Source organism: Chryseobacterium sp. MMO-72, from assembly GCF_037146035.1.
GTDB lineage: Bacteria > Bacteroidota > Bacteroidia > Flavobacteriales > Weeksellaceae > Chryseobacterium > Chryseobacterium indicum.
On sequence record NZ_JBBCWG010000002.1, the window covers coordinates 505,362 to 520,726 of the forward strand.

Genomic DNA, 15,365 nt, shown 5'->3' on the forward strand with positions numbered 1-15,365 from the left:
ATAAAAAAACACACAATGACTAATAACCTGCCTCCTATTTCATCGGCTTACCGTTCTAAGCTGATTTCTGCTGTTATATCAATATCCGTATTCTTTATTGTTTATTTTATCCTGATTCTCATATCGCTGCTGCTGATTTTCCTGCTGGGGTATGGAGCGATAAATCTTGTAACATTTCATCCCAGCTATTTTACTGCTATTATTGCTTTGGGGATGATAAGTATCGGGCTTATTGTTTTTTATTTTTTAATAAAATTTATCTTCATCAGGAAAAATTACAGTACAAAACATTTAATAGAAGTAGACAGAAAAACTCAGCCGGAACTGTTTGCCATTATTGATGAAATTATTCTGGAAACAAAAGTAAGCAGACCGGGAAAAGTTTTTCTGTCGCCGGAAGTAAATGCAAGTGTAAGCTACAATTCTCTTTTCTGGAGCATGTTTTTGCCTGTTAAAAAGAATCTTACCATTGGAATCGGGCTGGTAAATTCCTTAACTGTAGGTGAACTTAAAAGCGTTTTAGCGCATGAATTCGGACATTTCTCACAGCGAAGTATGAAAATCGGAGGATATGTAAATCAGGCAGAAAAAATTATTTTTGATACGGTTTACAACAATAAAGATTTTGAAAATTCGATCAGACAAGGATCAGGACAATGGGCATTTCAGCTTGCCGGATTAATTTCTGTAGCTTTCATTAATGTCTTTCAGTTTATTTTAAAGATCTTTTCAGATTTTCTTTTTAAAAACAATGCTTCATTGCGAAGAGAAATGGAGTTTCATGCGGATGCAGTGGCGACTTACGTTACTAATCCGAAAGAGCAGACTTCATCTTTATTAAGGCTGGATTTAAGCAATGCGGCGTTCAACAGTTCTTTTATGTTTTATGCAGAGAGCGGGAATAAATATCTGCCTGAAAATTTATTTGAAAACCAAAGTTTGCTGATGAAGATTTTCGGTGAAAGAAACAATCATTTATTTGAGCATGATCTTCCGAAAATAGATCTTGAAGATATTACCCGATATAATAAGACAAAAGTAAAAATTGAAGATCAATGGTCTTTTCATCCCGAAACGGATAAAAGAATTGAAATGATCTGGAAAAATCAGACAAAAAACAATCCTGAAAATAGCGACCTCGCAAAAAATATAATCCGCGGATATACGGAAATATGCAGGATTCTGACAAGCAAATATTTAACGCTGTACAATATTAAAAATGTGGGTGAAGTTATTGGTAATAATGATCAGTTCCTTCAGCTTTACAATGAAAAATATCCTTACAGACTGATAAATTCAGCATTCAACGGATATTATGAAAGTCACAATCCTGTTTTGGAAAACATTGATGAACTTATAAAAGATACTGGATTGGTAGAAAAAGAAGACTTCTTCAGCGATCAGTATGTTTCTCTGGTTTATGAAAAAGCAGGAACAGAAAGCGATTTGTATACTTTGAATTATCTTGCTGAAAATCCTAAAGCTGTTAAAACCTTTACCTACATTGGAAAGCTGTACAAATCCAGAGAAGCAAGACTTTTGGTTCCTAAGATTAAAGAAGAATCCGGAAATCTGAATAAGCAGCTGTTAGAAAATGACATTCGTATTTTCAGATACTTTTACAGCATTGCTGATGATCATGAAAAGGAAATTTTAGCAGCTAAATACAGAAAATTTGCTTTGCTGGATAAAGAGTTTGATATTTTCCAGAATTCCATTAACAATTTTACGCCTCATCTGGAATTTATGATGGTTACTTTGCCGTTGGAGGAAATCCGTAAGCACAGAGCAGTCTTACTAAAGAACGAAAAACCGTTTAAAGATGTTTTGAAACATTTCATGGAAGAATCTGCCTACAAAGACTTTTTAACGACTGAAAATAAGCAGCTTCTTAAAGATTTCATCAGTTCCGAATATATTTATTTCAATCATGACAAATACATTCAGAAAGAAGTGGATGTTTTATTTTCTTTAATTAACGAATATCAGGCAATAATCAATAAAATTTACATTGATTTTAAAGAAGAGCTTATTGAATATCAGAAAAGACTGGAAAAAGTACATTAATCCGCTCCGGGATAATCAAATGTTTTAACTGGATGTTTGGTTCCGTCGATATTAATGTTTAAAGCAACATACAGGAAATGAAAATTCTGGTTTGAGGAAGCATTGAATTCTCTCTGCCAAAGATATCCTGCAGCAACTCCCACACTATTATCGATCTGATAACCACCGCCGACATACACTCTGTTTCTTGCGAAAGTAGGTTTCGCAGGGCTCACAAAGAAAACCTCATCGTATGCATTGGCAAAAACAGTTCCTTTCTTTACTTCTTTTGCATTAAGGGGAACACTTACATTCAGACGGTAACGGTAACGCATTCTTTCGGAATTTTTGTCAGACTGAGGTTCGTGAAACCATGATTTTTCTGCACGGAATCTGTTTTCGAACTTTACAATTCCTTTTTTAACATCGATTACGTCCTGTAACCACACACGGAACTCTTCTTTGTTGATAGAATGGTCTTTATAGGTTGCATATCTTCCCATTCCGATGAAAGGCTTATGATTTTTGGTAAGATTATACCCCAATCCTCCTTTTATTTCGTAGTAATCGGGGTATGTAAATTCTTGAATTCCTCTTGACTGACCTTCCAGATAAAGAAAAAATTTAGGATGAAATTTGTAAGTGATGGTGACTGCATTGAAGCTGGAAATATGTTCCTGTGCTTTAAGAAATGTAACACCTAAAAGTAAACTCAAACTCACAAACAGTTTCATCTAGTAAAATTTTTGCAAATGTAAATGAATTAACAATTTCGTAATATTAACTTTCATTCATTATTAATTAACATTTACTTAATATTAATATTGTAAGAAAAACCAATGTGGAACCATCTTTGCGGCATTTGTACACCGAAAGTTTCTGTATATGAAGTATTTGTTAAATTATTAATTAAAACATACACGGAAAAATCTTTTTTGGCAAAACTCAGTTTTTCGTCAAGAAGATTATAGCTTCCATTGTTCAGTCTTTCATTATAACGGTAAACCACTTCATTGGTAAAGTTTTTCAGGAATTTTGTTTCCAGCTTTGTAATAAACTGATGTTTTAAATTATCCAGAACATATCTTGCCACAAAATTACCAGACTGATTCGCTTTGTTGTCCAGATACGTGTAACCGACTGTATATTTCAGCCATTCATTTAATCTGTGATTCAATTCCGCTTCAATTCCTTTTAAGGTGGTATCTCCTATGTTCTGTGCATACCAGACCGCGTCATTCGGCTTAATTTTAGTCCAGTCGATTGCATTTCCGGAATCCCGAAGGAATCCGCTCACTTTTGCCAGAATATTTTTTGTCTGATACTGATATCCCAATTCTGCATAAACCGCACTTTCAGGTTTCAGATTCGGATTTCCAACCTCTGTTTTGCTTACATAATACAAATCTGTGAAGGTAGGAACCCTGTGAACTTTTGCAATATTTCCGTAAATTTTATTGTTTGGGTTAAAGCTAAATCCTACATCCAAACCGGGATAAAAAAAGTTTCCTTCATTGGAATAATTTGCCCAGGAAATTCCGGGACTGATGTTTAATTTTTTGTCGAGTAAAGAAAAATGATGTTCAAAGAAAACCTGCGATACAAAACGGTTTCTTTCTCCCAGATTGTTGCTTACCAGAAATTCTTTCCTTAGTTCTACTCCTATTCCTGTTGTTCCTAATCCCCAGTCATAAGTAGAATTTACTTCTCCTCCTACATTATTTCCGATGTGCATATTACGGTAAATTTCAGGCTTCTGCCTGTTGAAAAGATACATATCCTGTCCTCTTCTCCAGTACACATTTGAGCTGAGTTTTAATTTCCCGAATCTTTGCTGATGGGCTAAACTTACAATTGAAGCCTGCGTTTCTTCATACTGTTCCGTAGCCGCTTTTGAGGCATAAAAACCATTTGCTCCGAATTTCTTCTCAGAAAAACCAGCCTGAAGTCTGATATCACCTTCTTTTATATTCAGTTTACTTTGATAAAATACATTTCTGATCTCATAATCTGTATTATACATATAGCCTTCTGAACCTGCAGAATTAGCCTGTAAAGAATTGGAAAATTTTTCATTTCCAAGCTGTGCGTTCAGACCAAAACCGTAAGTTTTATAATCTCCTCCTTCTGCGCTTATCTTTACTCTTTTTCCCGGATTTGTTTTTGTAATCACATTAATTACTCCGGCATAGGCATTCTGCCCGAATCGTCTTGCTGCAGGACCTTTGATTACTTCAATTCTTTCGACATCATCAAGATCAACAGGAAGATTCATGGAGTTATGTCCGGTCTGCGAATCATTCATTTTGATTCCGTTAAGAAGCAACAGAACCTGTTCAAAAGAGCTTCCTCTAAAGCCGATATCACTCTGCACACCATTCGCTCCTCTCCTTCTGATATCCATTCCCGGAACCTGCTGAAGAATTTCATCGATGCTTTTTGCAGGAGAATTCATGATGTCTTCTCTTGTAATGATCGTGATATTCTGGTTGGCTGTTTTGTAAGGTGTTGAAATAAGTTTTCCCTGAACCTCAATGGTCTCAATATCGGTTGATTTTTCCTGTGCGTGCGTAAAGCAGAATGTTCCTACAAGAAAAACAGGAAGTATTTTTTTAATCATAATCAGTTTTATTCTCAGTTAGTTTCGTCAGCGCAAAAGTACTGGAGATCATGAAGAATGACAAATGATAGTTGTCATAAAAAAAGATGCGACAGTAATATCGCATCCTGGGAAGTAATTTCGTTATCTTTTTCTCATTAAATGTGTAATAAGATCTCTGAATAATTTTCTCATTTCTATATTACATATTTATGACTGCAATTTTAACAAATTTTAAAATAAAAAGCAATACCACAAACTTAAAAAAACTTATCTTTCAGAAATATAATCTCTTATTTTTTATTTTTAAAAATATTTTTTATCGTATTATCAAAGTCTGATACTAAAGATACGTCTTCAGCTTTTATAAACTGTAACTTTTTAACAAGGATAATACGGCTGACATCAATTTTCAAATCGGGATGATTCTTTTTAATATCTGCTACATCAAAGTATTCTTCCTCCTTAAAAAAAATACTTTTTATTTTTTTTTGTTTTAATAGTTCAGGTAACATATTTCAAGTGTTAAAATAGTCATTATTTATGTTTTTCTGAAAGAAAACTTATTTTTTTATCAGCATTTTTTTACATCTAAAAAAAGAAACCAATCCCCATCAGAACATATATAAATCACAAATTTATGATTTAAATATAAGACTTAATATGGCATTCCGTAAAATTACCCGAAAACAATGATTCGTATACAAAATAATTAATAATAATTGTTTTTTATTTAATAAGATCTTCGTATTTGGTTCTAACCGTGCATTTTTTGAGCAGATATGTAAATTTTTCGTTGCTGGATATATATCTCAAGTTGAACTTATAAATAAATTCATTTACATATTTTTGAAGATGCTTCTTAGATACAAAGTTATAAATTCCAGAGACAGAATTTTTAAGAATTTTCCAGCAACCTTCAATCGTATTGGTATGTATAGATTTATCTTCAGAATTAACATATTCTTTTTTGGAATGATCAACAACCAAATGAAAATACGATGTACCCAACCCTTTATATCCGCACCATTCATCACTTATCAATCGGGTATTTTCAGAAATTACATATTGATAGATAAACGGCTGAATACTGGCTTTTTTGGTGTCATTTACAACGTATGCATTCATTTTACCACCTCTCTGCAGCATCCCTACAACAGGAACTTTATCCGGAAAATTACGGTTTTTAGAATATTCTACTTTTTTATGACGGTGCCTGTTTCTGTTCTTGCCGCCAATAAATGTTTCGTCACATTCCACATCTCCTGTAAGTTCATTATTATTTTCAATGCCGAAACATTCACGTATACGGTGCGACAGAAACCATGCTGTTTTCTGCGTTACTCCGATATCCTTTGCAAGCTGAACAGAACTGATCCCTTTTTTTCCGGATGTAAGGAGCCATATCGCCAAAAACCATTTCTGCAGGCTGATTTTAGTATTTTCAAACATGGAACCTGTTTTAACATTAAAATATTTTCCGGTGTTCCTGCATTTGTAGCGATTTTTACTGCATTTATACACTTTAGAAGCGGAGTCGAACGGACTTTCAACAATTCCGCCCCATCTCATTTGTTCAAGATACTCAATGCAGACCTGCTCGGAAGAGAAAGTCTGTATTAACTCCAGTATAGAATTGAAATTTGTGTTAATCATGGTATTGCAATATTAGCAATTATTTAAACGAACAGTTTTCGAGCATATTATTAAATTTTAGTTAAAGTTTCTATATTTTTCTAAAAACAGGCAGCATATTCCTGAAAATAGCTGAGCATACATTCAAATACAAAAGGCTGTGGTGTAGGATTGTACATACTTACCTTTCTTCATCCGTTTTTCAAAGAAGTGAGAATTAAAATTAATTAAGAATTATAATACTCTTCAGAATATATAATATTAAAATTCACACTGTGTAGAATTGTAAATAGTCACCATAGAGTACATTCAATCCGATTAAAAATTCGTAATTTTGTTAGTCTTAATTTTACTATGGCTCATACAACAGATATAGATATTAAAAAACAGATTTTCGTTAAGAATGCACACCTTAACAATCTGAAACACATAGATGTTCTTATCCCGAAAAATAAACTGATCGTTATTACAGGAGTTTCCGGAAGCGGAAAATCTTCACTGGCTTTTGATACGATTTATGCGGAAGGACAGAGAAGGTATGTAGAGAGTTTAAGCTCTTATGCACGTCAGTTTTTAGGAAAACTCGAGAAACCTAAAGTTGACGATATTAAAGGATTGGCTCCTTCCATTGCCATCCAGCAAAAAGTAATTTCTTCCAATCCCCGATCTACAGTAGGAACTTCTACCGAGATTTATGATTATATGAAACTTCTTTTCGCGAGAATCGGGAAAACGTATTCGCCGGTTTCGGGTGAAGAAGTGAAAAAGGATTCAGTTTCTGATGTGGTGGATTTCATTAAATCTTCAAAAAAAGAAACTTCGTTTCTATTAACGGCTCCTTACGATTACGATGCCGGGAATTTTAGCGAAAATTTAAATGTTCTGAAATTAGCAGGTTTTACAAGACTTGAAATTAATGGGAATGTTGCAGGAATCGAAGATCTGGAAAGTTTTGGTTTTACCCCAGAAAAGGGAATGGAAATTAATCTTGTGATTGACCGTTTTACTTATGAGGAAGATGAAAGCTTTTTACAGCGTTTGGCAGACTCTATTCAGATGGCTTTCTATGAAGGTCGCGGATATTGTTCGTTAAAAAATGTAGATACCGGAAAAGTAAAAGAATTTTCAAACAAATTTGAACTGGACGGAATCGAGTTTTTAGAACCAAATGTTCATTTTTTCAGCTTTAATAATCCTTACGGAGCCTGTCCCACTTGTGAAGGATACGGAAAAGTGATCGGAATTGATGAAGATTTAGTTATTCCCAACAAAACACTATCTGTTTTTGAAGATGCGGTTGCTTCATGGAAAGGCGAAAGCATGAGCGAATGGAAAAAGGATTTCATTAAAAAAGCAAAAGATTTCCCGATTCATAAGCCATATCATCAGTTAACCAAAGACCAGAAAAAATACCTTTGGAAAGGAGACGGAAAAAGCACGTTTCCATCGATTGACAATTTCTTCAAAATGCTTGAGGAAAATCTGTATAAAATTCAGTACCGTGTCATGCTTTCACGTTATCGCGGAAAGACTCTTTGCCCGACTTGCGAAGGCTTGAGATTGCGTGAAGAAACGAGCTGGGTGAAAATCGACGGACATAACATCCAATCAATGATTGAACTTCCTCTGGATGAACTTTTTCCTTTAATTAAAAGCTTAAAATTATCTGATCACGATCAGGAAGTTGCCAAAAGATTATTGTACGAAATTACAACCCGACTGGAGTTTTTACTGAAAGTAGGTTTAGGATATTTAACCTTAAACAGAACATCCAACACGCTTTCCGGCGGAGAAAGTCAGAGAATAAATCTAGCAACAAGTCTGGGAAGTTCTTTGGTGGGTTCTATTTATATTCTGGATGAACCTTCCATCGGACTGCATTCAAGAGATACGGAAAACCTGATTGAAGTTTTGCAGAATCTCCGTGATCTTGGCAACACCGTAATTGTTGTGGAACATGATGAAGACGTGATGAAAGCGGCAGACTATATTATTGATATTGGTCCTGAAGCCGGCTATCTTGGCGGAGAATTGGTTTTCGCAGGAGATTACAAAGAATTGAAAGATGCAGATACATTAACTTCAAAATATCTTACCGGAAGACTGGAAATTGAAGTCCCAAAAAAGCGGAGAAAAGGAAAAGAATGGATTCATATAAAAGGAGCAAGGCAAAATAATCTTAAAAATATTGATGTAGATGTTCCTTTGGAAAATCTTGTTGTAATTTCGGGAGTTTCCGGAAGCGGAAAATCGACTTTAATGAAGGAAATCCTTACCAATGACATCCAGATTCAGCTTGGAATGGGAGGTAAAAAAGGAGATTATGATGCTGTGGATTTTCCGAAAAAACTGATACAGCATATTGAACTCATCGACCAGAATCCTATCGGAAAGTCTTCAAGATCCAATCCTGTAACGTATCTTAAAGCCTACGACGACATCCGAGATCTTTTTGCCAAGCAGAAAGTTGCCAAAATGATGGGGTATAAACCTAAACATTTTTCCTTTAACGTAGATGGCGGAAGATGCGATGAATGTAAAGGAGAAGGCGTTATCAACGTTTCCATGCAGTTTATGGCAGATATTGAACTGGAGTGTGAAGTTTGCAAAGGAACCCGTTTCAAAAGTGAAATTCTGGAAGTAAAGTACGACGAGAAAAATATTTCAGACATTCTTCACATGACTGTGGATGAAGCACTTGAATTTTTCATAGATAATAAAGAAGAAAAAATCGCTACCAAATTAAAACCATTACAGGACGTAGGTTTAGGATATTTGCAGTTGGGACAGAGCTCTTCTACCCTTTCCGGTGGTGAAGCACAGCGTGTAAAACTGGCTTCGTTCCTTGTAAAAGGAGTTACCACAGATAAGACCTTATTTATTTTTGACGAACCTTCAACAGGGCTGCATTTCCATGATATTCAGAAATTGCTAAAGTCTTTACAGGCATTAATTGATCTGGGGCATTCTGTGATTGTAATTGAACATCAACCTGATATCATTAAATCCGCAGATTACATTATTGATATCGGTCCGGAAGCAGGAAAACATGGCGGTGAAGTCGTTTTTACCGGAACACCGGAAGAACTGGCAAAAAATAAAAAATCTCATACAGCAAAGTATATTAAAGAAAAGCTGGAGAATTAAAATAAAACAGAGAGCTTTTTACTCTCTGTTTTTTTATTTGAAGATATTTAAGCTCTCACATTCAATTAAGAAAATTATCAGATCATAAACTGTGTTAAACCTTATACTCCTTAATTAAAATCTTATTGATCAGATTTATATATTATACAAAAACGGACTCTGCTTACAAAAAGTCTGATCATCCATCTGAGAAATTAAAAATTTTGCCAGATCTGTTGCGGAAATTGTTTCACCTTTACAATCCTGAAGACTTGTTTCTGTAACAAAACTTTCATCAGTCAGATTAATTAAAGGAAGCCTTACCAATGTCCAGTTCAGATTGCTTTCATTCAAAAGCTCATATTCTTTTTGCTTATCGGTAGTTGTTTCGGGATAATTTTGATACATCCAGTCGGTTGCCATTTTCACCTTTTCATTTTTGTGATCAAATGGTGTATTTACATTCAGTCCTGTTGTAACGATATAACGCTTGATTCCGTAGGAATTCATTGCTTTAATTATATTACCTGTTGCGTCGCTGAAAATTGATTTTTCGCCGACTGATTGTCCTAATGTACTTATCACTACATCACAATCTTTAATTAAATGATGAACAGCTTCAGAATTTCTGACGTCACCTTTCACAATATTAATCAAAGGATTTTTAAGAGTAAAATTCTCAGGATTCCTTAATAACATTCTGATGGGATATTGTTTATTTAAAAGACTTTGAACAAGAAATTTTCCCGATTTTCCTGTTCCGCCGATAACGGCTATTGTATTTGTATTCATGATATTCTCTTTATAATGCAAAAGCAAAATTGTTAATGTACAATTGCTTTTTAGGTTTAAAAAAACGATTTATGGGTTCAAGGATTTTGAACCATAGGATTTTCAGGCTTTAATATTATCCTGAAATATTGGGCGTTATTTATAAAGAGATTTTGATGAGATAAAGATAGGAATTTTTCAATGATGAGAAGATATTTAATGCAAAAAAGTAACAAAGATCTGATCTTCTGTATCAAAAAAATAAAATCTACAGGAAGGATATAAGAACAAAAAGAAGACCATAAATCAGCTTTTGGAGATTATTTAACAAAAAAATAATATCACAAATTTATCAATCAAAAAATATAAATTTTAACATTTAGTGTATTGTCTGGCAAACATTTTATTCCTACATTTACTATGAAATACAACTGAAGTGGAAACATATTTTGCTTTTTTCAATTCTGAAATCGCAATTAAATTTATAAAAATTTAAGCACAGCATCGTCGGCTGTGCTTTTTTATTGTTGTCTAATTAAAAAAATGAGATGTATTTATCTACTGGATCTGCTCCTAAAGAGCAGATTCTTTTACATTGATAATAAAGGCAAAAAATCCGGAAATTCAATAAACTTCCGGATGTTAAAAAAAACTTGCTAAATATTAATGAAATTAATTATGATTTAAGGGTCCACATAGAACCGTTTTTGGTGGTCAGCTTTTCTAGTTTTCCTTTCTCTGAAAGCTCGTTTAACAGTCTTTCACTTTCCTTTCTGGGAATTCCCGATAATTCTGAAAATTCCTTTGCAGAAAGCGAATTATACTTTTCAAAAAGATTCTCCCAGTTTTTAGAGTACTCAGATTTTTTGGTGTCCGAATTCACTCGCAGAACAGCCGTTTCATAGAATGCGTAAGGTTTAGAACCGTACACAATTTCTCTTTTTCCTGCATCATTGGTAAAAAACATCGTAGGAAAACCGCGAACTCCCATCTCTCTTGCCAGCTTCAGATCTTCCTGAAAAAGCTCTTTTGCTCTTCCTTCAAAGTCTTTTTTCAGCTGATCTGTATTTAATCCTGCTTTTTTTGCTGCGGTTACCATATGCTCCCATTTTGCAATATTTTTTTTCTTCAAAAATACCATTTCACGAAGCTCTCTCAGGAAATCCAGTGCTTTTTCTCTGTCCTGCATCTGCGCAGCTTTAAAAGCGATAGAAGGAGGATAAGAAGAGTCAAGCGGATCCTGCAGCCAGATATCGCCGTCGATAGGCATATCGTAATAAAGACTTACTTCATCCCAATGATGCGCAACATCAGAAGGTTTGCTGATTCCTCCGCTGTTATAGCTCCAGTCCGGAAGAAGCCCTCCCATTCTGTATTCTATATCTACGTTATCTCCGTATTCCAGTTTTAATTTTCTCAACTGAGGTTCAATTCCCCAGCATGAAGAGCAGATTGGGTCTGTAAAATAAATAACTTTTACAGGTTTTTCGTCAGTCATTACATCAATATTCCCAATTTCAAACTTTTCTCCGGGAACTTCACAAACTCCTGTCGCAGGATCGCATAATAGAGGATTTGTAGATCTGTTTTCCATTTTTTTACTTTTATCATTCTGTCCGTTACAACTGCTTAAAGCTGCGGTGAGGAACATAAATGTTAGTATTTTATTGTTTATCATTTTTTGCGATGATAAATATTTTACAATTTTTTAATGTTACCACAAATCTAATATATAATCATCATACTCTGGTAATGGATTTCCTTTTAGAAACTGGTTTCCTCGAGGAAACTACCTTTCTGTTTTTTTATTATCTTTACAGCATTATAATTTATTTTGAAATCATGAAAAAAGAAGCTAACCTGAATATTACTCCTATCTGTAAAAACCGTATGAACGCCATTAAAGATTCAATGGAAATTTTATCCGGAAAATGGAAATTTCATATTCTCGGAACTTTAATGCAGAGCGAAAAAATGCGTTTTATGGATCTTTTAAGAGAAATTGACGGTATTGCAGCCAAAATGCTTTCAAAAGAACTTCAGGATATGGAAATCAACCATCTCATCAAACGTACTGTTCTGGACACAAAACCTGTAACTGTAGAATATGAAATAACCGAATATGGGAAAACCATTGAGCCGATTATTGATGAAATTGCCAAATGGGGAATTGAGTACAGGAAATCTTTATATCAAAAAACCGACAAATAGTTTCTGCCGGTTGAAAAAACAAAAATTGATATGGATATGATTGATATGTGTTTTAGTGCTTTGATTTTTTATTAAACAAATTTATATTTATTTAGACTTAATAAAAATAATATTTGAATGACATTTGTCACTTTATAGAAAATCGTGCAAATTAAAGTTAAATAGGAACTTGCTTAAACTAATTTTAAATTTAACCGCAAAAGATATAAAAGACTTTATTGGATTTATTTAAAGTATTTCAAAAGCATGCAAAGTGAAAAATCTTTGATTTTTTTAACTTATGTACTCTTTTTCATTTAAGTATTAAACTTAGAAACTAAAGTGTTTAAATCTTTTGCCTCTTTTGTGGTAAAAAAGTTTAAACAAATTTTAGGTGTTTTAGCCGTTGGAAGTTACAATATTTTAACTTCGGGAAAGCTGATCTAATTTTTTAAGCAATGTCGGAATTCTGAAATTTCCGTGCATCTGTTCAACTTTTTGTTTTATTTGATCTACATCTGCTCCTTTTGCAGTCAGAAATAAGGGAGTATTACTTTCTCCACGATAAACCGCTCTTCTTCGTGAATCCGGACTGTTAAAACCGTTCTTTGCAATTCCGACCACCGGAAATTTTTGGTCTAAAGCTTCATAAAGATGTCCTCCAAGTCCTATTTTTCCTTCTTCATCTAAAGTTACGTAGCCATCTATAATGATAATATCACCTTCTTTAAGGTCTATTTGATGTAAAAGACTGAGAATACATGGTAATTCTCTTTTATAAAAGGCTCCGCTTTCGTACTCTGAGGTAATTGTTGTTTTCTCTGTGAAAATTGCTGTTCCATGTTCAGAATCCCAATCCTGAAAGGCTAAACAAACTGTATGGGCGTAGTCATCGTAATAATACGTATCGAAAGCGTAAATCATTCTTCGTCTTGTCGTTGATTATTGTTTTTAAATAATGGTAAAATTTTCTCTTAACTCCAATTGATTAGAAAAATTCTCCGAAATGCCACAGAATTCCACAAGGATCATGCACAAAACATTCTTTTCCCCAGTCCATCGTTCTCACGGGCAATATTCTTACTTTTTCATATTTTTCAGTAAGATGCAAACTGATAAGTTCCTGATAAAATTTGTCTGTATCTTCAACTTCCACAAAAAGCATGGTATTATCAATCCAGTCTTTTACATAGGCATCCTGGAGATAAAAAGCGGCTCCGTTCCATTTAAATAAAGACATTTTAGCGTCCAGAACCACTTCTTCAAAACCCAGATCACGGTAGAAACTCCTGCTGGTTTCAAAGTTTTCAGAACCTACGAAAGGTCGCATTGATTTTATATTCTGTTCCATATTATCTGTTTTTCCAGTCGTTATAAGCCATTTCAAATTTTATTTCATTCTTTCCGTGAGCTCCGTTTTCTGTCCATCCGGATTTTCTGTAGAATATCTCTGCTCTTGTGTCCGGAGAAGTACTCAGCCAGATTTTCTCGTCCGTCTGATCAAAATACCAGTTCAGCATGGTGTTATGAAGTTTTCTCCCGATTCCTTGATTCTCAAATTCCGGATGAACAAAAAGCGCCCAGATGCTTTTCTCTTTGATATCTACAATTCCGAATCCCAAAATTCTGTCATTATCTTCACAAACCCAGCCTTTTCCTCTGTTAAAGAGAAAATTCTCACAATCCTGATCTGTAACAAGACTCGGATCAGATAACGTGTTTTCTTTCACCGAATTTCTTACGATTTGGATCTGTGGAATATCTTTCAGCTCAGCTTCACGGATTTTCATGCAAATTTTAATTTAAATAAAAAGGCAAACTGCTGATCTGCTAATTTGCCTTTCATATTGTATTGTTTAATTCAATTATTTCTTATCAACAACGATTCTGTCTGGTCTGTTGGCGATTTCCCAAGCCGTTGTAAAAACCAACTGGGTTCTTTTCGCAAGCAGATTATAATCAATCTTCTCTACATCATCCGTTGGTTTATGATAGTCTTCGTGGATACCGTCAAAGAAAAATGCTACCGGAACATTATTTTTAGCAAAATTATAGTGATCTGATCTGTAATACAGTCTTTCGGTATCATTGGGATCGTCATATTTATAATTTAACTCAAGATTATTGGTCTTTTTGTTTGCCGCTTCATTGATAACCTTTAACTGAGAACTTAACATTTCAGATCCAATAACGTAAACATACTGTTTTCCTCTGTTTTCAGGATCATCACGCCCGATCATATCAATATTTAAATCTACAACCGTATTTAACAAAGGAAAAACAGGATTATCCGTGTAAAATTCAGAACCAAATAAACCATGTTCCTCTCCTGTTACATGAAGGAATAAAATGGATCTTTTCGGACCGTTTCCTGCTTTTTTAGCAGCCTGAAAAGCTTTCGCAATCTCCATTACCGCGACTGTTCCGCTTCCGTCGTCATCCGCTCCGTTATAAACCACTCCGTTTCTTGTTCCTACGTGATCATAATGACCGGAGATCACAACAATTTCTTCCGGCTTTTCAGATCCTTCGATAAAGGCTAAAATATTTTCGGAATCAGGAAGATTTCCACCGCCTCTTTTCTTCATAAAATCTGCCGGAACTTTTTGATAATATGATCCCAAAGCTTTAGGATAAGAAATTCCCAAACCTTTGTAGTAGTTCACCATATATTGTCCTGCCTTTTTTTGTCCCGGACTTCCCGTATCTCTGCCCTCCATTTCATCGGAAGCAATAACGTATAAGTTTTTTTTTAAATCTTCTGCCTTAATTTCCTTATAGGCAGACAGAAAAGCTTTATCACCTTTTGCGACAGACGAAGATTGGGCTCCTCCTGCATCGGCTGCGTTTTTTGCTGTTCCGCAGCTTACCACTACAGCAAGTGAAAATAGTGGAATGAATAATTTTCTCATTATGGAATAATTTGCCTAAAAATAACAAAAAATATTTAATCTTTTACGGATTGCTATTTTTCTTATATTTGAAATAAATGCAAAAA

General features: G+C 34.3%; 13 protein-coding genes. 3 read left to right on the forward strand and 10 right to left on the reverse strand.

Going from position 1 to position 15,365, the window contains the following annotated elements:
* Positions 1-15 precede the first annotated feature (15 nt).
* A complete protein-coding gene (locus WFH39_RS04885; protein ID WP_336689018.1) occupies positions 16-2,067 on the forward strand; it encodes a M48 family metalloprotease in 2,052 nt (683 codons plus the stop codon).
* On the opposite strand, the gene WFH39_RS04890 is transcribed toward WFH39_RS04885, so the two are convergent.
* From WFH39_RS04890 to WFH39_RS04905, 4 genes are all read right to left on the reverse strand, one after another.
* Positions 2,064-2,780 (reverse strand): DUF2490 domain-containing protein, encoded by a 717-nt coding sequence (locus WFH39_RS04890; RefSeq protein WP_336689019.1) that lies wholly within the window; start codon positions 2,778-2,780, stop codon positions 2,064-2,066. The two genes, WFH39_RS04885 and WFH39_RS04890, sit on opposite strands and share 4 nt — an antisense overlap.
* A gap of 74 nt (positions 2,781-2,854) precedes the next feature.
* Complete coding sequence (locus WFH39_RS04895; protein WP_336689020.1) at positions 2,855-4,666, reverse strand: TonB-dependent receptor plug domain-containing protein; 1,812 nt, start codon at positions 4,664-4,666, stop codon at positions 2,855-2,857.
* Positions 4,667-4,938: 272 nt separating this feature from the next.
* Positions 4,939-5,160 carry a hypothetical protein gene (locus WFH39_RS04900; RefSeq protein ID WP_214589676.1) on the reverse strand — a complete coding sequence of 74 codons (222 nt, stop codon included), beginning with the start codon at positions 5,158-5,160 and terminating at the stop codon, positions 4,939-4,941.
* Positions 5,161-5,374: 214 nt separating this feature from the next.
* The gene (locus WFH39_RS04905) at positions 5,375-6,301 is read right to left on the reverse strand and encodes an IS1595 family transposase (protein WP_336689021.1); all 927 of its coding nucleotides are present in this window, start codon (positions 6,299-6,301) and stop codon (positions 5,375-5,377) included.
* Between the two features lie 333 nt (positions 6,302-6,634).
* On the opposite strand from WFH39_RS04905, the gene uvrA reads away from it, so the two are divergent.
* On the forward strand, positions 6,635-9,427 hold the full coding sequence (gene uvrA, locus WFH39_RS04910) for an excinuclease ABC subunit UvrA (RefSeq protein ID WP_336689022.1): 2,793 nt from the start codon (positions 6,635-6,637) through the stop codon (positions 9,425-9,427).
* Positions 9,428-9,562: 135 nt separating this feature from the next.
* Here uvrA and WFH39_RS04915 read toward each other — a convergent pair whose 3' ends face one another.
* Together WFH39_RS04915 and WFH39_RS04920 are read right to left on the reverse strand one after the other, a co-directional pair.
* Positions 9,563-10,198 (reverse strand): NAD(P)-dependent oxidoreductase, encoded by a 636-nt coding sequence (locus tag WFH39_RS04915; protein ID WP_336689023.1) that lies wholly within the window; start codon positions 10,196-10,198, stop codon positions 9,563-9,565.
* A 655-nt stretch (positions 10,199-10,853) separates the two neighbouring features.
* Complete coding sequence (locus WFH39_RS04920; protein WP_336689061.1) at positions 10,854-11,771, reverse strand: ClpXP adapter SpxH family protein; 918 nt, start codon at positions 11,769-11,771, stop codon at positions 10,854-10,856.
* Positions 11,772-12,019: 248 nt separating this feature from the next.
* On the opposite strand from WFH39_RS04920, the gene WFH39_RS04925 reads away from it, so the two are divergent.
* A complete protein-coding gene (locus WFH39_RS04925) occupies positions 12,020-12,388 on the forward strand; it encodes a winged helix-turn-helix transcriptional regulator (protein ID WP_076390327.1) in 369 nt (122 codons plus the stop codon).
* A gap of 402 nt (positions 12,389-12,790) precedes the next feature.
* On the opposite strand, the gene WFH39_RS04930 is transcribed toward WFH39_RS04925, so the two are convergent.
* From WFH39_RS04930 to WFH39_RS04945, 4 genes are all read right to left on the reverse strand, one after another.
* Positions 12,791-13,291 carry an endonuclease V gene (locus WFH39_RS04930; RefSeq protein WP_336689024.1) on the reverse strand — a complete coding sequence of 167 codons (501 nt, stop codon included), beginning with the start codon at positions 13,289-13,291 and terminating at the stop codon, positions 12,791-12,793.
* Positions 13,292-13,355: 64 nt separating this feature from the next.
* Positions 13,356-13,718 carry a glyoxalase gene (locus WFH39_RS04935; RefSeq protein WP_336689025.1) on the reverse strand — a complete coding sequence of 121 codons (363 nt, stop codon included), beginning with the start codon at positions 13,716-13,718 and terminating at the stop codon, positions 13,356-13,358.
* A gap of 1 nt (position 13,719) precedes the next feature.
* Positions 13,720-14,157 (reverse strand): GNAT family N-acetyltransferase, encoded by a 438-nt coding sequence (locus tag WFH39_RS04940; RefSeq protein WP_336689026.1) that lies wholly within the window; start codon positions 14,155-14,157, stop codon positions 13,720-13,722.
* A 75-nt stretch (positions 14,158-14,232) separates the two neighbouring features.
* Positions 14,233-15,279 carry a M28 family metallopeptidase gene (locus tag WFH39_RS04945; RefSeq protein WP_336689027.1) on the reverse strand — a complete coding sequence of 349 codons (1,047 nt, stop codon included), beginning with the start codon at positions 15,277-15,279 and terminating at the stop codon, positions 14,233-14,235.
* Between the last annotated feature and the right edge of the window lie 86 nt (positions 15,280-15,365).